The organism is Paraburkholderia sp. 40 (genome assembly GCF_050434105.1).
Classification (GTDB): Bacteria; Pseudomonadota; Gammaproteobacteria; order Burkholderiales; family Burkholderiaceae; genus Paraburkholderia; species Paraburkholderia tuberum.
This window is the reverse complement of record NZ_JBNPVY010000002.1, coordinates 1,594,222-1,616,592: the sequence shown is the minus strand read 5'-3', so window position 1 is coordinate 1,616,592 and position 22,371 is coordinate 1,594,222. Positions and strand designations below refer to the sequence as shown.

Annotated in this window: 24 protein-coding genes and 1 pseudogene; 6 read left to right on the top strand and 19 right to left on the bottom strand. The window is 64.0% G+C overall.

All coding sequences use genetic code 11. The features are described from left to right. Positions 1-17 precede the first annotated feature (17 nt). Complete coding sequence (locus OKW28_RS08800) at positions 18-776, top strand: SDR family oxidoreductase (protein WP_429444825.1); 759 nt, start codon at positions 18-20, stop codon at positions 774-776. Between the two features lie 544 nt (positions 777-1,320). Here the strand turns inward: OKW28_RS08800 and OKW28_RS08795 are convergent. After that, a complete protein-coding gene (locus OKW28_RS08795) occupies positions 1,321-1,443 on the bottom strand; it encodes a hypothetical protein (RefSeq protein ID WP_429444823.1) in 123 nt (40 codons plus the stop codon). Between the two features lie 504 nt (positions 1,444-1,947). On the opposite strand from OKW28_RS08795, the gene OKW28_RS08790 reads away from it, so the two are divergent. From OKW28_RS08790 to OKW28_RS08780, 3 genes are all read left to right on the top strand, one after another. Beyond that, positions 1,948-2,328, top strand: coding sequence for a BON domain-containing protein (locus tag OKW28_RS08790; protein ID WP_429444821.1), 381 nt, complete (start codon positions 1,948-1,950; stop codon positions 2,326-2,328). 731 nt (positions 2,329-3,059) lie between these two features. Then, positions 3,060-3,194 (top strand): hypothetical protein, encoded by a 135-nt coding sequence (locus OKW28_RS08785; protein WP_018424053.1) that lies wholly within the window; start codon positions 3,060-3,062, stop codon positions 3,192-3,194. 46 nt (positions 3,195-3,240) lie between these two features. Beyond that, a complete protein-coding gene (locus OKW28_RS08780; RefSeq protein ID WP_429444818.1) occupies positions 3,241-4,887 on the top strand; it encodes an NRAMP family divalent metal transporter in 1,647 nt (548 codons plus the stop codon). Between the two features lie 119 nt (positions 4,888-5,006). Here OKW28_RS08780 and hpaC (OKW28_RS08775) read toward each other — a convergent pair whose 3' ends face one another. Beyond that, positions 5,007-5,543 carry a 4-hydroxyphenylacetate 3-monooxygenase, reductase component gene (gene hpaC, locus OKW28_RS08775; RefSeq protein ID WP_429444816.1) on the bottom strand — a complete coding sequence of 179 codons (537 nt, stop codon included), beginning with the start codon at positions 5,541-5,543 and terminating at the stop codon, positions 5,007-5,009. A 128-nt stretch (positions 5,544-5,671) separates the two neighbouring features. Between hpaC (OKW28_RS08775) and OKW28_RS08770 the strand changes: the two genes are divergently transcribed. After that, the gene (locus OKW28_RS08770; protein ID WP_429444814.1) at positions 5,672-6,349 is read left to right on the top strand and encodes a response regulator transcription factor; all 678 of its coding nucleotides are present in this window, start codon (positions 5,672-5,674) and stop codon (positions 6,347-6,349) included. 28 nt (positions 6,350-6,377) lie between these two features. On the opposite strand, the gene OKW28_RS08765 is transcribed toward OKW28_RS08770, so the two are convergent. The 8 genes and pseudogenes from OKW28_RS08765 to OKW28_RS08730 form a co-directional block, all read right to left on the bottom strand. After that, positions 6,378-7,121: an SDR family NAD(P)-dependent oxidoreductase gene (locus OKW28_RS08765; RefSeq protein WP_429444811.1), complete on the bottom strand. Its 744-nt coding sequence runs from the start codon at positions 7,119-7,121 to the stop codon at positions 6,378-6,380. Between the two features lie 22 nt (positions 7,122-7,143). Next, positions 7,144-8,286 carry an amidase gene (locus OKW28_RS08760; protein WP_429444809.1) on the bottom strand — a complete coding sequence of 381 codons (1,143 nt, stop codon included), beginning with the start codon at positions 8,284-8,286 and terminating at the stop codon, positions 7,144-7,146. Then, entirely contained in the window at positions 8,283-8,801 is a 519-nt protein-coding gene (locus OKW28_RS08755; RefSeq protein ID WP_429444808.1) for a nuclear transport factor 2 family protein, read from the bottom strand. The genes OKW28_RS08760 and OKW28_RS08755 overlap by 4 nt, the downstream gene beginning before the upstream one ends. Before the next feature lie 4 nt (positions 8,802-8,805). Then, the gene (locus OKW28_RS08750) at positions 8,806-9,183 is read right to left on the bottom strand and encodes a hypothetical protein (protein ID WP_429444806.1); all 378 of its coding nucleotides are present in this window, start codon (positions 9,181-9,183) and stop codon (positions 8,806-8,808) included. 35 nt (positions 9,184-9,218) lie between these two features. Further along, a pseudogene (locus OKW28_RS08745) lies at positions 9,219-9,687 on the bottom strand (acyl-CoA dehydrogenase family protein); the annotation flags it as partial. A 31-nt stretch (positions 9,688-9,718) separates the two neighbouring features. Continuing rightward, on the bottom strand, positions 9,719-10,093 hold the full coding sequence (locus tag OKW28_RS08740) for a tautomerase family protein (RefSeq protein ID WP_429444804.1): 375 nt from the start codon (positions 10,091-10,093) through the stop codon (positions 9,719-9,721). A 9-nt stretch (positions 10,094-10,102) separates the two neighbouring features. After that, positions 10,103-10,603, bottom strand: coding sequence for an aromatic-ring-hydroxylating dioxygenase subunit beta (locus tag OKW28_RS08735; protein WP_429444802.1), 501 nt, complete (start codon positions 10,601-10,603; stop codon positions 10,103-10,105). Beyond that, positions 10,600-11,883, bottom strand: coding sequence for an aromatic ring-hydroxylating oxygenase subunit alpha (locus OKW28_RS08730; protein WP_429446898.1), 1,284 nt, complete (start codon positions 11,881-11,883; stop codon positions 10,600-10,602). Before OKW28_RS08730 ends, OKW28_RS08735 begins: the two co-directional genes overlap by 4 nt. Positions 11,884-12,057: 174 nt before the next feature. Between OKW28_RS08730 and OKW28_RS08725 the strand changes: the two genes are divergently transcribed. Then, positions 12,058-12,978, top strand: a complete 921-nt coding sequence (locus tag OKW28_RS08725; protein WP_429444800.1) for a LysR family transcriptional regulator — start codon at positions 12,058-12,060, stop codon at positions 12,976-12,978. A 15-nt stretch (positions 12,979-12,993) separates the two neighbouring features. Here OKW28_RS08725 and OKW28_RS08720 read toward each other — a convergent pair whose 3' ends face one another. The 9 genes from OKW28_RS08720 to hpaC (OKW28_RS08680) all read right to left on the bottom strand — a co-directional run bounded on the left by OKW28_RS08720 (position 12,994) and on the right by hpaC (OKW28_RS08680) (position 22,360). Beyond that, positions 12,994-13,962: a PDR/VanB family oxidoreductase gene (locus OKW28_RS08720; protein ID WP_429444798.1), complete on the bottom strand. Its 969-nt coding sequence runs from the start codon at positions 13,960-13,962 to the stop codon at positions 12,994-12,996. 120 nt (positions 13,963-14,082) lie between these two features. Next, positions 14,083-15,387, bottom strand: coding sequence for an MFS transporter (locus tag OKW28_RS08715; protein ID WP_429444796.1), 1,305 nt, complete (start codon positions 15,385-15,387; stop codon positions 14,083-14,085). A 69-nt stretch (positions 15,388-15,456) separates the two neighbouring features. After that, entirely contained in the window at positions 15,457-16,233 is a 777-nt protein-coding gene (locus OKW28_RS08710; protein WP_184004534.1) for an enoyl-CoA hydratase, read from the bottom strand. Then, on the bottom strand, positions 16,230-17,438 hold the full coding sequence (locus tag OKW28_RS08705; protein ID WP_429444794.1) for a CaiB/BaiF CoA transferase family protein: 1,209 nt from the start codon (positions 17,436-17,438) through the stop codon (positions 16,230-16,232). The genes OKW28_RS08710 and OKW28_RS08705 overlap by 4 nt, the downstream gene beginning before the upstream one ends. Before the next feature lie 206 nt (positions 17,439-17,644). Continuing rightward, positions 17,645-18,547 carry a LysR family transcriptional regulator gene (locus tag OKW28_RS08700; RefSeq protein WP_090808166.1) on the bottom strand — a complete coding sequence of 301 codons (903 nt, stop codon included), beginning with the start codon at positions 18,545-18,547 and terminating at the stop codon, positions 17,645-17,647. A gap of 136 nt (positions 18,548-18,683) precedes the next feature. Further along, positions 18,684-19,991, bottom strand: a complete 1,308-nt coding sequence (locus OKW28_RS08695; RefSeq protein ID WP_429444792.1) for an MFS transporter — start codon at positions 19,989-19,991, stop codon at positions 18,684-18,686. A 170-nt stretch (positions 19,992-20,161) separates the two neighbouring features. Continuing rightward, the gene (locus OKW28_RS08690) at positions 20,162-21,082 is read right to left on the bottom strand and encodes a LysR family transcriptional regulator (protein ID WP_187612472.1); all 921 of its coding nucleotides are present in this window, start codon (positions 21,080-21,082) and stop codon (positions 20,162-20,164) included. A 49-nt stretch (positions 21,083-21,131) separates the two neighbouring features. Further along, on the bottom strand, positions 21,132-21,836 hold the full coding sequence (locus OKW28_RS08685; RefSeq protein WP_429444790.1) for an EthD family reductase: 705 nt from the start codon (positions 21,834-21,836) through the stop codon (positions 21,132-21,134). A gap of 2 nt (positions 21,837-21,838) precedes the next feature. Further along, entirely contained in the window at positions 21,839-22,360 is a 522-nt protein-coding gene (gene hpaC / locus OKW28_RS08680) for a 4-hydroxyphenylacetate 3-monooxygenase, reductase component (RefSeq protein ID WP_429444788.1), read from the bottom strand. Positions 22,361-22,371 lie beyond the last annotated feature (11 nt).

Below are 22,371 nucleotides of genomic sequence, written 5' to 3'. Positions count from 1 at the left end.
CGATCACCAGGAACGACATGACCTCCTCTTCTCCGATTCGCGCGATCGTCACCGGCCATACGCGCGGCCTGGGCGCGGCGCTCGCCGAAGAACTGCTCGCGCGCAACGTCATGGTGCTGGGTCTGTCGCGCTCGCGGCATGCCGCGCTGAAGGCGCGCTTTGCCGCGCGGCTCGAAGAGATCGAGCTGCCGCTGGCCGAGCCCGCACGCGTCGCGCAATGGATCGCCACCGACGCACTGAGCAACTTCGTGCGCGGCGCGCAGACGGTGCTGCTGATCAACAACGCGGGCATGATGCAGCCGATCGGGCCCATCGAAGGACAGGACGCCGCGAGCGTCGCGGACGCGGTGAGCCTCAACGTCGCGACGCCGCTGATGCTCGCGAGCGCGCTCGCCGCCGCGGCCGTCGACGCAACCGACCACCGCATCGTGCACATATCGAGCGGCGCGGCGCGCAACGCGTATCCAGGCTGGAGCATCTACTGCGCGACCAAGGCCGCGCTCGATCATCACGCGCGCGCCGTCGCGCTCGACGCGGATCGCGCGCTGCGCATCTGCAGCCTCGCGCCGGGTGTGATCGATACGGACATGCAGGCGCAAATTCGCGGTAGCGGCGAAGAGCAGTTCCCGATGCGCCAGCGCTTCGACGAGCTGAAGCGCAACGGCCAACTGTCGACGCCCGAGCAATGCGCGGCGCAGCTGATCGACTATGCGCTCAGCGATGCGTTCGGGGAGACGCCGGTCGCGGACATTCGCGAGATCGCGAAATCGGCCTGAACGGGCTATTGCTGCCGGGTATTTGCGCTCCCGAAAAGCCTCACCTCAAGCACGGAGCAGTGGCGGATCGGCGTCAGCTACCGTCGCCATTGCCCCCGAAAAGCCTCACCTTTGAGGTGAAAAGAGGACTCGAGGAGGCATTTCAGCGAGTGCATTGCGGCGCTCACACACCGCTCCCGAAAACCCTCACCTTTGATCGAACGCAGCCGGATCGCTTCGCCGATGCCGGCCGCGTATGCGGCAGATCGCCTGGACATTCAACGACTTACGTTACACAGCTGGCGCACGGTCACCGCGACGGATGCCATGATTGGCGACTGCATGAAGCGCGTTTTGCACGTCAGCACGACGGGCCGTCGCCCGATACAGCATCGACGGCTCCCGAATATCCTCACCTATGGCTGACCGGCACAAATGCGCGCATTCCCGCGAGCCTCTTGCCGCGCGGTTTGTGCCGTTCCTGGCCCGGCCGGTTAGTTGCAAAAGAACCGCCCGCGCGCGACTCCCGAAAGTCCTCACCTTTGACGCGATGCACGCGCCACGTTCATTCGATCGGCACGTTCTTCAGCCCGCGCACCGCGACGACGTTCTTCATCGCGTCGACGATTGCCGTTCTAAGCTGCGCGGGCAGATGGCCGCAAAATTCGTCGTTATTCTGATCGTCCAATTGCGCGAGTTCGGGGACGAGCGCCTGTGCGGCATCGCTTAACGCGATCAGATGATGCGACGGTCTTCGTCGACCGTCTCGCGTTCGAGCAGCGCCTTTGTCTCTTGTGCGCGCCGCCTTCGCCGGCCTCCGGCGAGACGGTCGGACCGCATGACGCCTCTGACGGAAACGTTGCATCGACGTGGGCGAACCTGACGAAAAGGAAGCAAGGTTGGGAATGCGATATTAGTTTCTCAGGAAACCATTCGCAATTTGTAGCACCGCCCAGGCGACTCCCGAATTCCCTCACCTTCAACTTTGAAGTGCGCGTACAGGTGCGCATATTCTCACCTCGGCGGCTCCCGAATCTTCTCACCTATCGCTATCGGCGCGTGCGCCGCAGAATATAATCGGAGCCGACGGTCGATTACTCGTCGCGAGGCGGTAGTGCGTTGCGCCGCCTCTTCTCCGCTGGCAGCACGCGGCTCGAACGGAAGTTCCTGACAAACCGGCAAAGGAGGAAGAATGAAAACAAACGGCGCGAGCAGAATCCTCGGTGCAATGTTCGCGGTGGCCATCGCGACTTGCGCGACCTATGCACACGCACAGACGCGCGAGATGCCGAACGATGCGTCGATGCAAAGCCAGTCGGTCCCAGCGGCTTCGAACCGGAACAACAACCGGTCCGACAGCGCAATCGTACGCGACGTCCGCCGCGCTTTCACGCGCACCACGAACCTCAATTCGGCGAACATCCGCGTCGAAGCGCGTCACGGCATCGTTACGCTGACCGGCACGGTGCCGCGGCAATCGCAAATCGCACGAGCCGGCAACGCCGCGCGATCGGTTCGCGGCGTCAGAAGCGTGCATAACCGGCTGACCGAGCGACGGCGCGCCAATCAGTGAGCACGGCGTGGTGGCATCGGCCGGACGGATCGGTGCCGCCTGTTCGACCTCCCCCCTATATCGGCCTCGACCCGCATGTCATTCAAAGTGCCCACCGTCGCGCGCCGCACATTTTTTCTGCTCTGCTTAAGAAACAGGTTGACCTCGGCGGAAGGCGAACCCTAGAATTGAAAAATCATCACCAATGGGGCTCATGCCTTGGACACCTGCAGTAGCCGACTTTCGAACAGATTCGCTGCCTGACCGGCAGGACGTCCGCGCTCTCTTCATCAGCCGCCGTCTTGCCAGTTGGCAGACGGTGCGCGCCGCAGTTTCTTCCCGTGCACCTAAAGTAACGTCGTATCCGCATGACGAACGCCGCGTTCACGCGCGTTCCCGCGCCGATACGGCGTCGCATCGCGAGCCTTGCGCTTGCGGTCGCGTTTGCGCGCGCGTTGTCAGTCAACGCAAACAGTTCAACGCAGTGCGCGCGAACGCGTGGATAAACACGTGTGTAGCGAACGTGCGTAGCGAACGTGCGTAGCGAACGCTTCAGACGCTCGAACGCAGTCCCCGCTACACACCGACAAGGAGCCGCCATGCCCGACAGTGACAGTTATCCCTTATGCCGCTTCCCCGTTCTATCAACTGAGGAAAGCGAGTAGACCTCCACCGCCGCGCCCGAACATACGCGGCCTCCGTGTCTGCTGGCTTTCCACCAGCGCGTCGAAACCGGCGCACGGAGATCCCTCATGCAATTCGGCCTCCTTCTTTCGCAGTTCCCGCGTGTGCAGGAATCGCGTGCCCATTACGACGGCATGCTCGTGCTACACGCACCGCATCCGTTCATCGCCTTCTGCCGTCGCGTGATGTCGCGCGTGGCATAGCGTTTCGCGATCCAACCTTCGACAAATACAACCAGGAGAGAACGAGATGTCTACTCCGACGAACATTTCCTCCGCGCGCAGCGCCGTGCTCGATTCGGCACACGTCGGCGATATCAAGGGCGCGCTCGGCACGATCGCTCACCATGACATCGCGCCACGCACGAGCTGGTGGGCGCGCCTGCGCACGCTGCTCGCGATCCTCGGCCCCGGTCTGATCGTGATGGTCGGCGACAACGACGCGGGCGCATTCGGCATCTACACGCAGGCCGGCCAGAACTACGGCACCACGTTGCTGTGGACCATGCTGTTGCTGGTGCCGGTGCTGTTCGTCAATCAGGAGATGGTGTTGCGGCTCGGTGCGGTCACGGGCGTGGGCCACGCGCGGCTTATTTTCGAGCGCTTCGGCAAGTTCTGGGGCGCGTTCAGCGTCATCGATCTGTTCCTGCTGAACGCGCTAACCATCGTGACGGAATTCATCGGCATCACGTTCGTGCTCGACTTCTTCGGCGTCTCGAAGATCGCGGGCGTGTGTATCGCCGCGGCGCTGACGATGGCCGCCGTCAGCACCGGCGACTTCCGCCGCTTCGAGCGTTTCGCGGTCGCGCTGTGCGTGTTGAGCCTGCTGCTCGTGCCGGTGCTCGTGTCGATTCACCCGCCGGTCGGCCAGATCGCGCGCGACTTCTTCATTCCGAACTGGCCCGCGCACTCGAAGCTGTCCGACGTGATGCTGCTCGTAATCGGCATCGTCGGCACGACGGTTGCTCCGTGGCAGCTGTTCTTCCAGCAGAGCTATGTGGTCGACAAGCGCATCACGCCGCGCTTCATGAACTACGAAAAAGCCGACCTGTGGATCGGCATCGTGTTCGTGCTGATCGGCGCGGTCGCGATGATCTCGTTCAGCGCGGCGCTGTTCGACGGACGGCCCGGGTTCGGCAACTTCACGGACGCGGGCGGTGTGATCGCTGGTCTCGAGAGATACGCGGGACGTACCTCGGCCGTGCTGTTCGCGATCGCACTGTTCGACGCGTGCGTGATCGGCGCGGCGGCTGTGTCGCTATCGACCGCCTATGCGATCGGCGACGTGTTCAAGATCCGCCATTCGCTGCACCGTAGCGTGTCGGATGCGAAGGGCTTCTACGTCGTGTACTTCGCGATCGTCGCGGCCGCCGCGGCATTGGTGCTGATTCCAGGCAGCCCGCTCGGTCTGTTGACCGAAGCGGTGCAGACGCTCGCCGGCGTACTGCTGCCGAGCGCGACCGTGTTCCTGCTGCTGCTGTGCAACGATCGCGCGGTGCTCGGTCCGTGGGCCAATTCGAAGAAGCTCAATCTGTTTACCGGCGCGGTGATCTGGGTGCTCGTGATGCTGTCGATCATCCTGACCGCGTCGGTGATCTATCCGGACATCGCGGCGGAAACGATCATCGAAGTACTGACGGGCGGCACGTTGCTCGCGGTCGTCGGGTATGTGGCGAGCTTCGGGATGCGCAAGCTGCGCGGCGAGTCCGCGGCCGAGCCGGCTCCGTTCTATGCGAAGGACGCCCGCAACACGTGGCGCATGCCGCCGCTCGACGAACTGCCGCCGCCGCGTCTGACGCTCGCCAAACGCGTCTGGATGAGCGTGCTGCGCGGCTATCTGCTGCTCGCGATCGCGCTCGTGATCGTCAAGGTCGTGCAGATGGCGTTGCTGAAGTAGTGCGAATGGTGAGGAGTTCCAGGAGGTCGGGGCAATGGTGAGGTTTTACGGGAGCCATGTCCGGAGCGACAACGTAAGCGCTGCCGGAGCCCGAGATGGCCGGCAGCGCTTCAAATGACTCATTGCCCCTTCCACGCGCACGGCACCCGGTGAAAATTCCGGTCGAAGTAAATCAGGCTGTCACCGTCGGCGCGCACGCGAATCTGCGTGGTCTCCACGAACATGACCGAGTGCGAACCGACTTCCTTCGCTTCCACGATCTTCCCCTGCAAGCTCGCGAGCGCGCCGCGCAGCACCGGCACGTCGTTCTCTCCCTGATCCCAGACAGGCAGCTTGAAGCGATCCTCCATCGAAAGACTGGTCATGCCCGCAAAGTGCCGCGCAATACTTTCGAGGCTCGCGGGCAGCACGTTGATACACACATCACGGTTTCCGACGAACACCGCGTGCATCGCGCTCGACTGGTTCAGGCAGATCAGCAGCGGCGGCGGCGTGTCGGTGACCGAGCACACCGCGCTCGCCGTGATGCCGCAGCAGCCGTGCGGGCCCGCCGTGGTGATCACGTTGACCGCCGCGCCGAGGTGCGCCATCGCCTGTCTGAACTGCTGGCGGTTTTCATCGATCCCGGCATCAGCTCGTACTGGTTGGCTCGACATATTGAAGTCTCCTGTGTTCGGTTGCCAGTCATCGCAAGATGAACCGGTAGTGTTAGCGAGGCTTTGCGGCCGCTTTTCGGCCGGCTATCATGAAAGCCCTCTGACGATCATTCCCGCGTGCCTTTTCCATGCACGCGTCTGCCCATTCCAATGCCGCGAAGCGACCGCCCCCCGTCACCGATGCCGCCCCCATCGTCTATATCGTCGACGGCGACAACGGCATGCGCACGTCGCTCGCGTGGCTGCTCGAATCGGTCGGCATCCAGTCGCAGGGCTTCGTCAGCGCCGCGGATTTCCTGCGCGCCTTCGACATCAACGTGCCCGGCTGTCTCGTGCCGGACGTCCGCATGCCGGTGGTGAGCGGCTTCGACGTGCAGGAAGAACTGAACCGTCGCGGCTCAACCTTGCCGATCATTTTCGTCAGCTGCCACGGCGATATCCCGATGTCGGTGCGCGCTCTGCAGCACGGCGCGATCGACTTCGTCGAGAAGCCGTACAACTCGCAGCAGATGCTCGAGCGCATTCAACGCGCGATGAAACTCGCGTCCCAGCGTCACGCGAAACACATGCGCCAACTCGAACTGCGTGAGCGGATCAACTCGCTCACGTCGCGCGAGAAGGAAGTGCTGCACGGTTTGATCGAGGGGAAGCCGAGCAAGGTCATCGCGGTGGATCTGTCGATCAGTGTGAAAACCGTGGACGTGCATCGCGCGAGCATCAAGGAAAAGCTCGGCGCTTCGTCGATTCCGACCCTCGTGCGCGGCGTGCTCGAAGTATGGAGCCCGTCGGACGAGCGGCCGGAATGACCCGGCCGCCTCGGCCCTTGCAGACGCATCAGCGCATGTACAGGCCTCCGTTGACGTCCCAGCACGCGCCATTGGCGAAATAAGCGTCACCGGAAGCGAGCATCACCGCGACATCGGCAACATACGACGCGGCCCCGAGCTTGCCGACCGGTAACGCTTCGATCACTTTTGCCAGCTTGTCCGCCGCCACGCTCTCGTGAACGATCGGCAAATCGAGCGGCCCCGGCGAGATCGCGTTGACTGTCACACCGCGCGCGGCGAGATCGCGCGCGAAGACCTTGGTCAGCGTCAGCACGCCGCCCTTCGCGGCCGCATAGTGCGCGCCCGTTGCCGAGCCGCCATTCTGCCCCGCCAGCGACGCGATATTGACGATGCGGCCCACGCCGCGCTGCGCGAAGTACTGCCCGAATACCTGGCAGCCGAACAGAACGCTGCGCAGATTCACGTTGATGACCTGATCGAACTGCTCGGCGGTAATGTCCATCACGGGCACGACCTTCGAGGCGCCCGCATTGTTGACGAGCGCGTCCACGCCGCCCCAACGTTCGAGCAACGCGTCGCGCGCCGCTTCGAAGTCCACCTTGCGCGTGACGTCGAGCCGGATTGCGCAGGCGCTCGAGCCGTCGCTGCTGAGTTCATACGCGAGCGCTTGCGCGGGTTCGATCGCGATATCGGCCAGCGCGACCCTGTAGCCTGCTTCGTGAAAACGACGCGCTACAACGGCGCCAAGTCCGCGCGCGGCGCCGGTCACGAGCACGATTCTGTTCGACATGTTGCTGACCCCTTGATTGCGTTCAGGCGGATTGCGCGAGGCGCGCATCGAGGTGCGCGGCGACCGCGCACACCGTTTCGTCGTCGTTCTTGCGACCGATGATTTGCAGGCCCGCCTTCAGCGTCGAGCGTTCGATCGGAACGGGCAGGCTCAGCGCTGGATGCCCGCTCAGGTTGAACGGCCGGATCAACGACGACATGCCGATCACCGACGTGCCTGCGCGTGCCGCTTCGAGCGTGATCGGCAATGCGGGCAGCGTCGGCAGCACGAGTACGTCGACCCGGTCGAGCGCGCGGTCCACTTCGTCAGTGAACGTGCGGCGCACGCGTTCCGCCGCGTCGAGATCGGCGGCGCTCGTGGCCGCGGCCGCGCGCAGGCGCGCTTCGATATCGGCGCCGAGCTTGCCGCTTGCCACCAGATGGCCAAATGCGCGCGATGTCTCCGCGTTGATCACCGCGAGGCCGGCCGTGAATGCGTCCTTCAGCGACGCGAGTTCGATCGCTTGCGTGGCGAGTTCGGACTTTCCGACAGCGTCGGCGATTGCTTTGGCGATGTCGTCATCCGCGTCGACTGCGACCATGCCAATGCGCAACTGCGAAACGTCTCGACGCGCATCGTCAACGCGAAACGAAGGATCGATCGCCGTCATCACGCGAATCAGCGTGTCCGTCTCGCGCGTAAACGGTCCAACGCAGTCGAGTGTCGTGACGCGCGGCGCCACGCCGTGCCGCGACACGCGGCCGAACGTCGGCTTCAGCCCGATAACGCCGCAGCATGCGGCGGGACCGCGCACCGAGCCACCGGTGTCGGTACCGAGCGCGGCGTCCACGAACTTCTGCCCGACCGCCGACGCGGACCCGCTCGACGATCCGCCCGGAATGCGTGCCGCGTCCTGCGGATTGACCGGCGTGCCGGAAAAGTCGTTGATGCCGGTCATGCCGAACGCGAGTTCGTGCATGTTGGTCTTGCCAGTGACGCGCCAGCCGGCGTCGAGCAAACGCCGCACGACTTCGGCGTGCTCCGATGCAAGCGGTGCGTCGGCAAGCGCGCGGCTTGCCGCCGTCGTCGCGTAGCCGGCGACGTCGATGCTGTCCTTGATCGCGATCGTCGGCGCGTCGGCGTTGTCCGTCGCGCTCAGATCGAATGTCTGCAGAAATGCGCTCATGCCGAAACTCCCTGGGCCGGGTTGACTTGCCACGGTGCATCGAAAAGACGCTCGGTACGGAAATGGCGGATCAGCCATGTCGCGCCCGCATCGTGAGTGGCGGGCACGAAGTCGACTTCGAGGCGCGCCGCGATCAGTTCCGCTTTCGCATCGACATAACCCGAAGCCTGCAACATGATCCAGCGACCCTTCGCCGTGTCGCCGTTCACTTCGATATGCTCCGCAGTCAGAAAGTGGACATTGGTCGCGAAGTGCGGCGTGGGCGGCAGATAACGCTGCAGCATCGCGACGATCTGCGCCGGCCCTTCGAGACGCCCGAACTTGTCCGCGTACTGCGGGCCGATGCCTTCCCAGATCGCGTCTTCAGCGAACAGCGCGACGAGCGCCTCGCCTTCGAGCGCGCGCATGGGCACATCGCACAGCGCCATGTAGCGCGCGATCGTCTTACACACCGCGTTCTGTGCTTCTAGCGCTTTGACGCGCGCGAGCAGCGCGTCGATAGCCGGATCGGTCATCGCGTCACGCATGGTTGGCGACCGCTGGCGGCACCGTCAGCGCACGGCCCACGCGCGCCTCGATCTTGCCGTAGCGCCACAGGTTGTAGTCACCGACCGGCGTCGTCCGATACAGATTGCACACGGCCACCGCGGTATCGAAGTCGGCGACGTCGGCCATGATGTAGAACGTCCACGGCGCGCTATCGGCGTTGCCGACCACGAGCCGATCGTCGTCCATCACGCCCAGCACGCGCACGTTTTCCATCGCTTCGATCGCGTTCAGCATCTTGCCGTACGCTTGCCACACTTCGCCGATCTGTTCGCGCGGCAAGTCGAAGAAGTTCTGCGAGACGCCGCAGCAGAACAGCACACGCAAAGGCAGGTTTCGGTTGTCGCTCATGGGACCATTCCTTGGTTCGATTGATTGAAGAGAGCTCACAGGTAGCCGGGAATCGCCTGCACGCCGACGAACACGGCGCCGGCTCCGTCGTAATTGCCTTCGCCGAGGAAGGCGTGTTGCGTGACGACCATCGCATCGCGCGCGAGACGTTGCAGCGGATGGTTGCGATAGATCGCCTACCGTGCCGCCCAGCCGATACGCGCGGTTCACGACGTCGGCGCCTTCCCGCGCGATCTGCGTGGCCGACAGGCGCAGCAGACTGACCTGATCGGGCGTCACGTCGTTGCCCGCGAGGATCGACTGCCAGACGCTGTCGGTCGCCTCGTAGAAGAACGCGCGCGCCGACCGCAGTTGCGCTTCAGCCTTCGCGAGTTCGATGCGGTAGTACGCGCGGTCCGCGAGTTGCGACGCGCCGGTCGTCGTCTTGCTGCCGCCGGACATCGTGTTGGCGACGTCGAGCGCCGCGCGCGCGAGGCCGAGATTGACGACCGCCAGCACTTTCGCCTGCTGTCCCAAGCCTGAGCGCATCGCGAAGCTAGCGGCCCAGCGCCCGCGCGGTCTTGCCGCCGATGCCGAAGTCCGTGTTGGGAATGTCTTTGATCATCACGCGTGTGGAAGGCAGCGGCACGTCGAGGATCGCCGCGATCGTTTCGGATAGCTGGGCGATCAACGCGACTTTCTGCGCGTCGGTGCGCCCCGCTATCAGGATTGCGATGATGACCGGCAACGCGGCAGGCGTGAGCTTGCCGCCAAGACCGGCGTTCGTTGCCGCCAGCTCCGATAGCAGAATGCGCACGGACTCCGGCGGCGCGGCGATTGCCTCGACGGTCGCATCGGTCAACCCTTGAATCAGCTTCGCCTTGCGTTCGTCTGCATAGCCTTGCGGCAAATAGACTTCGAGTGTCGGCATGATGACCGGTCAGAGCAGGAAGCCGATCGCGCTCAGCGCATCGGTGGAATCGATCAGGCGGATCACTTTCTCGACGAGACGCGGCTCGCCGCTCGCCATGCTGATCTTGTGCGTCAGATCGGCCGCGAAGATCGTCGACGTGCCCCGCTTGTACGCGATGATGATCTGCGACGACTTCACTTCGACCACGTCCGCGCCATCGCTCGCGAGCGTGAAACGCGACACCGTGCGCACCGTGCGCGCGGCATCCGACGCGGATGCCGAATAGCCGGACGTCATGCGCTGCACGCGCAGCTCGCGCATGTGCTGATCGTCGTACGCGTAGTTCAGCGTTGCCGCGTAATCGGTCGCCTTCGGATCGATCGGCACCACGTAGTGGCCCGCCGGGTCCCACAACTCGAGCCACTCGCGATAGTCGCGTCGATCGAGCAATTCGGCTTCGCGCCAGATGAACTCGATCGCGCGCGCAAAGGTCTGGTGGGAAAAGAGTGCGTTTCTGTCGTCCATCATGCCTGCTCCATCATTGCGCGCCATTGCTTGTAGGCTTCGCGCATGCCGGTTTCATCGGTTGCGTGGGCGGTTTTCTCGCCGTTCGCGGCGGTCGTTTCGCGATTCAGACCGCGATTGACGAGGATCGGTACGTCCGGTCCCGCATGCGAGCCGCGCTGCACGCGCTCCCACGCTTCGGCGTCGTCGGGACTGCCGAAGCCGAACGGGCCCTGGAAGTGCTCGTGAATGCGCAGGCGCACGCGGTTCGCTTCTTCAGGACCGCCGTCCATCGCGAGCGCGACGTGGCGAATCTCCGTTTCCTCGGCGGAAATCGGCCGCAGCACGCGGAAGAACGCCATCGACAGCGCGAGATTCGGGAACAGGTTCAGGTTGAAGCCGACGCCCATCAGCGAGCGCACGATGCGGCGCACTTCTTCCGGCGGGTGCTTTTGCGCGAGTTGCGCGGCGAGTTCGCTGAAGCGCTCGGGCAGCGGCGCGCCATCGTCGCGGTCCAGATCGACGATCTCGGGCATCAGCACCGCGAGGCTGTGACCGTTGCCGAGCGAGCGGCAGAACGCCTGGTCGCTCGTCATGAAGCTCGTGATCGCGGCGGCGGTCTCGTCGTCGATCGACTTCATCCACGACTTGTGCACGACCGGGAAGTGGTACAGATCCGTCGTGTTTTCGAGCTGGATCTTCCAGTTGCCCTTGAACTTGAACTTGTGCTCGCCGTTGGCCTTGATCGGATAGCCCGCGCCCTGCTTCATGAACAGGTCGATCCACGGCTTCGCGCCGCCGAGGAAGTCTTCGAGCGGTTCGATCGTTTCGTTGAAGCTCGCGAAAATGAGGCCCTGATAGACGCCCACGCGCAGCTTCTTGAGCGGCAGATCGCCCCTTTCGCATACGCCTTCGTAACCGTCGCCGTACGGCAGAGCGCGCAGCGTGCCGTCGAGCGCATAAGACCAGCTGTGATACGGGCACGTGAAGCCCTTCGCATTGCCCTTGTGCTCTTCGCACACGGTCGCGCCGCGATGCCGGCAGCGATTTTGCAGTACGTTGACCGCGCCGCTCTTGTCGCGCACGACGATCACCGGCTGCCGGCCGATCGTCGTCGTGATGAAATCGCCGGGCTTCTGCAGCTCGCTGTCATGCGCGACCCAGATCCACGTCTTGTAGAAAATGCGCTCCAGTTCGACTTCGAACAGCTCGGGATCGTAGTACAGGGAAGGCGCGATGCGATCGGCCTCGGCGCGCCTGGCTAAAGCGCTGGTGTCGATGGTTTGATAGGTCGGCGTACTCATCGTATGCGGGGGCAGTTGCGTGGTTGGAATGAAGACGCACATCGACGCGACGAGTCGCGTGCAACACATCAGCGCATCCTCTCGTTGACATCAGTCTCGCTTTGCGACGATCATGCGTCAAATCGATTAAAAACAGGTTGTCGAATAAGTTCGGCTGATATCACAAGAGACCCCATGACCTCCATCGACCACGTCGATCTCAATCTGCTGAGAGTGTTTCAGGCGATCGTCGACGAGCGCAGCCTGACGAAAGCGGGCGAACGCCTCGCGCTGTCGCAGCCCGCGGTCAGCTACTCGCTCGGCCGTCTGCGCACGATGTTCGACGATCCGCTCTTTATCCGCACGCGCGCGGGTATGCAGCCGACCCCCGTCGCGCTCGAGCTCGCGGAAATCGTCGGCCACGCGCTCGACACCGTGCGTCAGGCGCTGCGTTACGCGGAACGTTTCGATCCGGCGACGAGCACGCGCACGTTTCGTCTGTCGCTATCGGATGCGGGCGAAATGGCGTATCTGCCCGCGCTGTGCGCGGCGCTGCAGAAGTCCGCGCCGCGCGTGAAGCTGGTCGTCGAGCCATTGCCTGTGGAGGAGATCGAAGAGGCGCTTCGCTCGAGCCGGTTGGACTTCGCGATCGGCAATCTGCCGTCGCTGCTGCCGCGCACGCGGCATAGCCTGCTGTTCGAGGAATCGTATGTGTGCATGACGCGCAAGCGCCGCGACCTGCCGAGCGATGACACGCTGAAGCTCGAACGGTTTCTGGCCGCGTCGCACATCCAGGTGCGCTCCCTCGAACATAGCCACCATGCGCTCGACGACGCGCTGCGCGCGCAAGGCGTCGGCCGCAATATCGCGTTCGCGTTGCCGCACTTCGTCGCGGTGCCTGGCGTGCTCGCCGCGACGGATCTGTTCGCGACGCTGCCCGAACGGCTCGCGCATATCCTCAATCGCGGCGACGCGTTCCGGATCTATGCACTGCCCGTGCCGCTGCCGAAGGCCGCCGTGACGATGCACTGGCACGAGCACTTCCACGAAGACGAAGGCATCGCGTGGATGCGCGGCCTTATCACCGAGATCCTCGCGGGCTTCGAGAAAATGTGATTGCGCGCAGGTAAATCAGAGGTCGAGCACGAGCACGGGGGTTCGCGAGCGCGACACGCAGCAGCAGATCACGCTATTGCTTGCGCGCTCGGCCTTGCTCAGGCAGTGATCGCGATGCTCGGGCTCGCCGCTGACCACATCCACCATGCAGGTGCCGCACACGCCTTCGCCGCACGACGTGTCCACTTCGATACCGATCGACGCGAGCGCATCGACGATCGACGTGTTCGCATCGACTCGCACGGTCTGACCGCTGCTCGCCAATTGCACGTCGAAGCTATCGAGCGATGCTTCGGCCACGGGAGCCGGCTCCGCCTTGAAACGTTCGAGATGAATCGCTTCCGCGGGCAAGCGTTGCTGAGCGCTCGCTACGACAAAATCCATGAACGGCGAGGGACCGCACGTGTAGACATGCGCGTTCGCGCCGGCATCGAGCAGGCACGCATCGAGCGCGGGTTTCAGCTCCTCGGGCTGCACGCCGAAATGCAGCTTCACGTGCCGTGCGAACGGCTCGCGCGTGAGCAGCGTCATGAAGGCCGCGTGCGCCTCGCTGCGGGCGAAATAGTGCAGCGTGAAACGCGCGTGCCGCGCGGCGAGCCGATAAGCCATCGACAGCAACGGCGTAATGCCGATGCCCGCGCCGATCAGGATGTGCTCGTCCGCGCTTTCTTCGAGATGAAAAAGGTTGCGCGGCGCGCCGACCGACAGTTCGGTGCCGACGCTCACCTCTTCATGAAGCGAGCGCGAGCCGCCGCGCGATTGCTCCTCCTTCTTCACCGCGAAAATCTGCGACTCGATACACTCCGGGTCGCCGCACAACGAGTATTGCCGCGTGACGCCCGAAGGACTCGTGACGTCGATATGGGCGCCGGGTTCGTAGCGCTCGAACGGCAGCCCGTCGAGCCGCGAAATGCTGAACGAGCGGACGCCGTGCGCTTCTTCGCACAAGGCATCGACGCGGACTTTCAGGGTTGAAGCTTGCATGATTGCCTTCCGATGTGTTCCTGGGGAGACGATATGCCGAGATTAGCGCCCCGCATCGGATAAGCAAAATAGATTAAAAAACCGTTCTTGCATCAATGCAATTTATTTTATGCTGAAGTGTCAAGCGCCCGACAGCGCGTCCTCCTTGCGTTGCGATTCGCTGCGCGGCTGCGTCGCGTCATTCGAAAACGGTATGTTCGGCTTCGTGAAGAAGCTCAGCACGATGCCGAAGAGCATCACGCCGATCGACAGTACGAACGTCAGATCCCAGCTGTGCAACCGGTCGGCGACCAACCCGGCGATGACTGGGCTCGCGATCGCCGCAGTGAAGCCGGTGCCGCTCATGATGCCGCTGGCCGTGCCGGAGCGGTCGTAGGCGACGTCCATCGGAATCGCCCACATCGGGCCGACGTTCATTTCGTTGAAGAACATCGCCGCGGCAAGGAAGATCAGCGAAATCATCGGATCGTGCAGCAGCACGACGGGAACCAGCGACAGCGCGGTCAACGCCATACACGAGGCCACCAGATAGCTGCGCGCAAGCTTGACGTTGCCGGTCTTGCGCAACAGGCGGTCGCTCACCATGCCGCCGACGAGATCGCCGATCACGCCCGCCACGAATACGCCCGAGGTGAACACCACGGCCTTCCTGATGTTCAGGTGGAACGAATGCATGAAGTACAGCGGCATCCAGTCGAGCATCAGCCACAGGATCCAGTTGTAGCAGAAGTACACCGCCGAGATCGGTGCCATGCGTTTATACAGGCGCATCCACGTGCCGCGCGGATCGACCGGACGCGTCCTGGGAGGCGGCAGTTTATCCAGTTCGGCGCGCGTGATGCGCGGGTGATCGACGGGACGCTCCGTGTAGGTCAGATACCAGAGGACCAGCCAGACGGCGCTCATTGCACCGAGCAGATAGAACGAAAAGCGCCAGTTGAACGCGGTCATCAGCGTGAGGACCAGCATCGGTGCGATGGCGTTGCCCAGCCGCGCGGACGAGTGCGTGATGCCCTGTGCCATGCCGCGCTTGTCACGGGCGATCCACGAGGCCATCGCGCTGGTCGAGGCCGGAAACGTCGCGCCTTCGCCGAGACCCAGCAGCAGGCGCGCCGCGATCAGCGAAGCGAAACCGCCCGCCATGCCGGTCAGCGCGGTCGCCACGGCCCAGATTGCCGCACATGCAAGCAGCGTGCGGCGCGCGCCGAAGCGGTCGCTGACCCATCCGCCGACAAACTGGAAGATCACGTACGGATACGCGAATGCCGAAAAAATGATGCCGAGCTGCGTATTGCTGAGGCCGAGCTCGCTCTTGAACTGCCCCGCTGCCGTACTGACGTTGACGCGATCCACATAGGTGATGAAATACATCAGGCACAACATCACCAGCACGGTGGTGGTGGCCTTCAGCGACAGGCGTTTCATGTGTCGTCCTCCAGATGCGGTTTATTTTTTGTGGTGAAGCCACGCGATTGCGCGTGCGATCCGGGACGCTCAGCCTTTCGGCGTTCCCGAGCCGAAGGCCGCGACGGCGTCGCGGAACCGCTGGCTGCCGTACACCTGCTCGACGAGATCCTCGTCTGCGAGGCTTTGATCGATCACGATGCGCCGCAAGCTCTCCTTGACCGCATGCTGCGTCACGGGCGATAGCGCAACGAGCCGCTCGGCGAGCGCGCACGCCGCGTTGCCGACCTGTTCCTTCGCCGTGACGTCATACACATAGCCGCACGCGTGCGCTTCGGCGGCGCTGAGGAAATCGGAGAGCAGCAGCATCTTCTTCACGCGCGGCACGCCGAATGCCGCCACGAGCCTCGCGAGATTGCGTGACGACAGCGTGTTCGATAACGTCTTTGCGATCGGCGCGCCGAAGCGCGAGCCCTCCGCACAGATGCGGAAGTCACACGCGGTAGCGATGGCGAGTCCGCCACCCACGGCCCAACCGTCGATCGCGGCGACGGTGGGCACCGCAATGCGTTCGACCGCGTCGATCACCTGTTCGACGAGCGCTTCGTATTCGACGCCCTGCGAGCCTGCCGTAAAGTCGCGGAAGTAGTCGATGTCGGTGCCCGAGATAAAGGACTTGCCGCCCGCGCCGCGTAGAACGATACAACCTACGGTTTCGTCCGCGCGGCATTGGTCGATCAATGCCAGCAAGGTCTCGTACATCGGAATCGACATCGCGTTGTGCCGCTCGGGGCGGTCGATCACGATCTGCGCGACCGACTCCGTCAGACGTTCGAGCCTGACTTTCTCACTCGTCGCTTCGCTCATTTCGCGGCCCCGTTGATCTCTGCGTAAAGCTCGTCGTTGTGCTCGCCCAGCCGCGGCGGATGGCGTCGCACGCGCTGCGGCGTACCGAGCATCTTGACCGGAAAGCCGATGTTCTTGACCTTGCCTTCAACCGGATGGTCGATCTCCATGCACATGCGGCGATACTGCGCATGTTCGCTGCTGAAGGCTTGCGGATACGACAGGATCGGTCCGGCGGGAATGCCTGCGGCCAGCATCGTCTCGATCCATGCCTCGCAGTCGCGCTGGCCGAACGACTTCTCGAGCGATTCGATCAGCGCTTCGCGGTTCTTCAGGCGCAGGGAAACGGTCTCGAACTCGGGATTCGTCAGCAGATCGGTCCGCTCCAGCAGTTCGCAAAGACGCGACCACAGCTTCTGGTTGGTTGCGCCCATCACGAAGTAACCGTCGCGCGCCTTCACGGCCTGATACGGCGCGCTCATCTTGTTGCTTGTGCCAAGCGGCGTCGGCTCGACACCCGTTCCCCAGTAGTCCGACATATCCCAGATCGAGAAGGCCATCGCCGAATCGAACAGAGACGCGTCGATGTGTTGCCCCTGCCCGGTCTTCTGCGCGCCGATATAAGCGGAAAGCACGCCGTACACGGCGAACAGCGCACAGCCGATGTCCGCCACCGGCACGCCGGCCTTCACGGGCTTGCCGCCTTTGTAGCCCGTCACGCTCATGACGCCGGACATGGCCTGCGCCATCAGGTCGAAGCCGGGGCGCTGCGACCACGGGCCGCTCTGACCGAAGCCCGAAATGCTCGCGTAGACGATCTTCGGGTTGATTTCACGGATCGTCTCGTAATCGATCCGCAGCCGCTGAACCACGCCGGGCCGATAGTTCTCGACGATCACGTCGGCGGTCCTGGCCAGCTTGCAGAAGAACTCGCGCCCTTCGTCGGTCTTCAGGTCCAGCGCGACCGAGCGCTTGTTGCGGTTCATGTTCAGAAAGCCCATGCTGTCCGGGCCTTTCATCTTGAAGCCCATGGCGCCGCGCGTCTGGTCGCCTTCGAGGGGTTCGACCTTGATGACGTCCGCGCCGAGATCGGCGAGCATCATGCAGGCGAACGGGCCGGCCATCACCTGGCTGACGTCGAGCACACGGATGCCCTGCAGCGGCAACGGCCGGTTGTCCGTATCCGCGTCGTCGCTGGATGGTGTTTGTGCGTGGCTTTGCTTCATGTCGTCTCCTGTTTTTCCTGCCGGGCCGCTGTCGCGCGAAGCGCGTCGCGCGGCCGGCCGTTGCAGCACCGTGTTGGCGTGCGTCAACTGTCGCGCACGCGAGGGTGCCGCCGCAAGAATGCGACGGTCATACCTGGTTTCGCAAAAGACGAAGGGGGTGCTTTGCAGTCGAGGGCGTCGAGCGCAGGAACTGCTGCGCCCGCGCTTCAGCGGCCTGCCACGCGCCGTCCGGCCGTGAGCGCGGCTTCGACGTTGCGCAGCGTCTGCGCCTGCGCATGTCCTTCCACACAAGACAGTACGTAGCTACGTTGATGCCAGTCACCCGCGAGCTCGACGACGCCGAGGCCGTCCTCGGGATGGAAGCTGCGCAGCACGTCGGGCGGCATCAGACCCACGCCGAGCCCGTGCCGCACGACGGCGAGCATCGTGTCGAAACCATTGACCAGATAGTCGCAATCGAAGCGGCGGCCGCGGCTGTGAAACGCGCGCTGCACGGCGGCAAGGATTGCCGAGCCCTTGCCGAGGCTGACGAGCGGAAGCTCGAGCAAGGCGTCGAGCGTGATCGGCTGCGGATCAAGATGGAAATGTGCGCGGCTATAAACGAGCACCAGCCGGTCCTCGCGATAGCGCATTTGCGGCAGATCGAGAAAGCCGCTCTTCTTTTCGTAGATGCCGATGTCGATCATCTTGTCGCGCAACATCTGCTGCACGATGCGGCTGTTCTCTTCGACGATCTTCAGCGAGATGCCCGGATAAGCATTCCGGATCGCGGCGATATCCGCGGCGAGAAACTCGATGATCACGGCTTTCGGCGCGCCGATCACGATGCGTCCGTCGAACCCGCTCACGAGTGCCTGCGCCTCGCTCGCGAGCCGGTCCACCAGCGTGTCGACCTGCTGCAGATAGCCGAGCAGCTTGCCACCCGACTCGGTCATTTCCACGCCGTGCGGTACGCGCCTGAAGAGCTTCGTGCCGAGTTGCTCCTCGAGATCCGACACGCGCCGCGACGCCGCCGCCACCGCGAGCCCCAGCCGGTTGGCCGCCCGCGAGATGCTGCCCTCTTCGACCATCGCGACGACGAGACGAACGGTGGTGGTGTCGACTTTCATGCGCTGACATGAGGAGCGGGTCTTGGGGGAGTGCCATGTTACCGCACTCCTTTACCTCGGACTGCGCGGGCCAAAGCGAAGCCTTCGCGCGATACACGTCACCGCGCGAAGGCTTGCACGCCAGGCAGGCGAAGCATTACGGCTGACGCGTTTCGTGCGTGAACTTCAGCGTCACGACTGTGATGAGACCGAGCACGATGAGGAACACGGCAACCGGCCAGTAGGCCTGGTAGTGCGCGAGCAGAGCTGTCGCGATCAGCGGCGACAGGCCGCCCGCGAAGATCGACGCGACTTCGTGACCGAGCGCCACGCCGGAATAGCGGACTTCGGTGCTGAACAGTTCGCCGACGAGCGCGGGCAGCGTGCCGATCATCGCGCCGTGGCAGACCGCCGTGCCGAGCAAAAGCGCGAGCCAGATCAGCGGCGTGGACTGCGTGTTGAGCAGCCAGAAGAACGGAAACGCCATCACCGCGAGCGACACCGCGCCGATCATATACACCGGCTTGCGCCCGATGCGGTCCGACAGCTTGCCCCACGCGAGCATCGCGCCCATTTCGACGACCATCGCGAGCATCACGCCGGTCAGCATCACCGAATTCGAAATGCCCACGAACTTGCCGTACACGAGCGAGAACGCGAGAAAGATATAGGCGCCGCCGTTTTCCGCGACCCGCAGACCCATCGCCATCAGGATCTCTTTCGGGTGACGCTTGATCGCTTCGAGCACCGGCATATGCGCGGTCTTGCCGGCTTTCTCAGCGTTCTCGAAGTCGCGGCTCTCCGGCAGGTTGTGACGGATGTAGACGCCGAGCGCGAAAATCACGATGCTCGCGAGAAACGGCAGACGCCATCCCCATGACATGAACTGATCGTGCGGCAGCGCTTGCGCCGCGAGGAACGCGCCCGCCGACAGCACGAAGCCGCCGCCCACGCCGAGCTGACTCCACGCCGCGAAATAGCCGCGTTTTTCGGGCGGAGCGTTCTCGCTGATCATCAGCACGCCGCCGCCCCATTCGCCACCTGATGCGATGCCTTGCAGCAAGCGCAAGCCCGCGAGCGCCGCGGGGGCGGCCAGACCGACGTGCTCATAGGTCGGCAACAGCCCGATGCCGAAAGTCGCAAAGCCCATGATCAGTAGCGTCCAGACGAGCGACGCGCGGCGTCCATAGCGGTCGCCGATATGCCCGAACACGATGCCGCCCAGCGGACGCGCGACGAAGCCGATCGCGAACGCGGCAAACGCCCCGATCGTGCCGATCAACGGGTCCGCGTGCGCGGGAAAGAACAGTTGCCCGAGCACGAGCGCAGCCGCGGTGCCGTACACGAAAAAGTCGTACCACTCCATCGCGTTGCCGGCCACTGACGCAATGATGATTTTCCTGAGTGCGCGATCCGACTCTGCCGTGGCGCGCCCGGCCGTGATCGGGGATTGAACGGAGGACATGTCTGCTCGCATCTGAAGTGGGGGGATGGCGGCCTTTCAGAAAAGGCTTCGCACGATACGCAGTGTCGAGGCGACAGATAGTGGCGTCAAATTAGCCGAAAAGCAGGGCGGGTATCAGTGCAGCTAATATGCCCGGCGTGCCCGGCACCCGCGGGCAAGCTCACGGGCGCTCAGCGTGCCGGCTGATGAAACATCGTATGGATGGTCTCGCGCAGCCACGCGATGCCGGGGTCCGCCGCGAACTGCGAGTGGGAGTGCACCTGGATTTCGATCGGCGGCAGCGGAAACGGCAGCGGCAGAATCCGGAACGCCTTGCCGCGGTTGAAGCGCTTCGCGATGCTTTTCGGAAAGATCACGGCAAGATCGGTATTCATCACGATCTCGGGCGCGACGACGAAATGCGGCAGCCGCAGCACGACCTCGCGCTTCAGGTTCAGCTCGTCGAGCCATTGCTCGACCATCCGATGCCCGGTCGCATTGGTGCTCGCGTACACGTAGCGTAGCGCGGTCAGATCTTCGCGGCTCGGCCTCGTCTTGCGCAGCGGATGACCGGCGCGCACCACGCACACGTGCTCGTCGACGAACAGCGTCCGGCTCACGCAGCCCGCGTCGAGACCCGGCACATAGCCGAGCGCGAGATCGACTTCGCCGGCGCGCATCGCCGCGCTGACCGACTCGACCGGCACATTGGCAACCTCGATGCGGATGCCGCGCGCTTCGCGATCGAGCAGCGCGGCGAGCGGGGGCAAGAAGTAGAACTCCGACATGTCCGACATCGACACGCGAAACACCCGTCGCGCGGTCGACGGCTCGAACTTCGCCAGCTGCTGCACGGCTTCGTTGATGATCGCGAACGCTTGCGCGAGCGGCGGATAGAGGCGGTACGCGGCATCGGTGGGGACCATGCCGTTGGGCGTGCGCGAAAACAGCGGGTCTTCGAACAGAGTGCGCAGACGGCGCAGCGCATGACTGACCGCCGGTTGCGTGAGACCGAGCCGATCGCCGGCCGCCGTCAGACTGCGCAGGTCCCAGATCGCGAGGAACACGCGCAGAAGATTCAGATCGGCGATGCCGGGATTCAGCTTGTTCATGCGCAGCTCTCGCAAACTAAGGCACGTCGCTGGCAGCGCGACGCGCCGGTCAATATGCGGCGAGGTTACCGTAGATGCTGCGCATTGCAAAATGCGGCGTTGCCCCGCTGTACGGCGGCAGCGCGTGGAAGTCGCGGCGCATCGCATCGCGCACCGGCGACGCGAGCGCATCGGTGAGCGCGCTCGCATCGTCGAACACGACCTTGTTGCGTTGCAGCGCGCTCGCGCGCGCAAACGGCAAACCGCTGCGGCTGTCGATGCGCGTGTAGATCTCCATTTCGCGCAGCGCCGGCAATCGCAGCATCAACGGCGGATGATGCGCCAGATAGTGCGTAAGCCACGCGTTGAAGTCTTGCGCGACGCCTTCGTATGCGACCAGATAGGTGCAGCGTTGCGCGTTGTCTTCGACCGACGCAGCCTGCGGTGGCGCGAACATGCGCACGGCCATCACCTGCTGCGAGAAGCTTTGCGGGCTGAATTCGGCGCGCATGGCCGAATGCAACGCGTGCGCGATCGCGCCGTCAGGTTCGAGCGCGGCTTCGAGCGGCTCGAGTTCGTCGAAGTACCACTGCAGCGCGCACGACGGCGCATCCGCCGCCGGCGCGATACGCGCATCGACCTGTCCCGCGATCGGCTCGTGCACGATCAGCTTGCGCAGCCCCGCGACTTGCGTGGCGGCCCGCAGCAGCGCGGGCGGGTCCGTGAGCGATTGCCGCGCGTCGCTCGCGCCGATCAGAAAGAGACAGACCTGCATTGTCATGCCTCCTCGCAAGCCGCGACACCGGCACGCGCAAGCCGATGGAACTGCCTGCCGAAGTAGACGAGGCCATCGCCGTCATCGGCCGTGGCGATCCGCTCGATCCGCACGAACATCACCGAGTGCGAGCCCACCGTCTTGCTGTCGACGATCTGTCCTTCGAGGCTCGCGAGCGCGTCGCAAAGCACCGGAGCGCCGAGCGCTCCCGGCTGCCACGCGCATTGATCGAAACGCGCGTCCATCGAGCAACCCGTCATGCCGGCGAACACGCGCGCGAGGTCCTGGCAGTGCGCGCCAAGGATGTTGATGCACAGGTTCGCGTTTTCGTGCATCACGTCATGCACATAGCTCGATTGATTGATGCACACCAGCATGGTCGGTGGCATATCGGTCACCGAACAGACCGCGCTCGCGGTGATGCCGCAGCGCCCGCGCGGACCATCGGTCGTGATGATGTTGACGGCCGCGCCGAGGCAAGCCATCGCGTCGCGGAAGTGCGTGCGCGTTTCGTCGTGCGTCATGACAGTCGCTC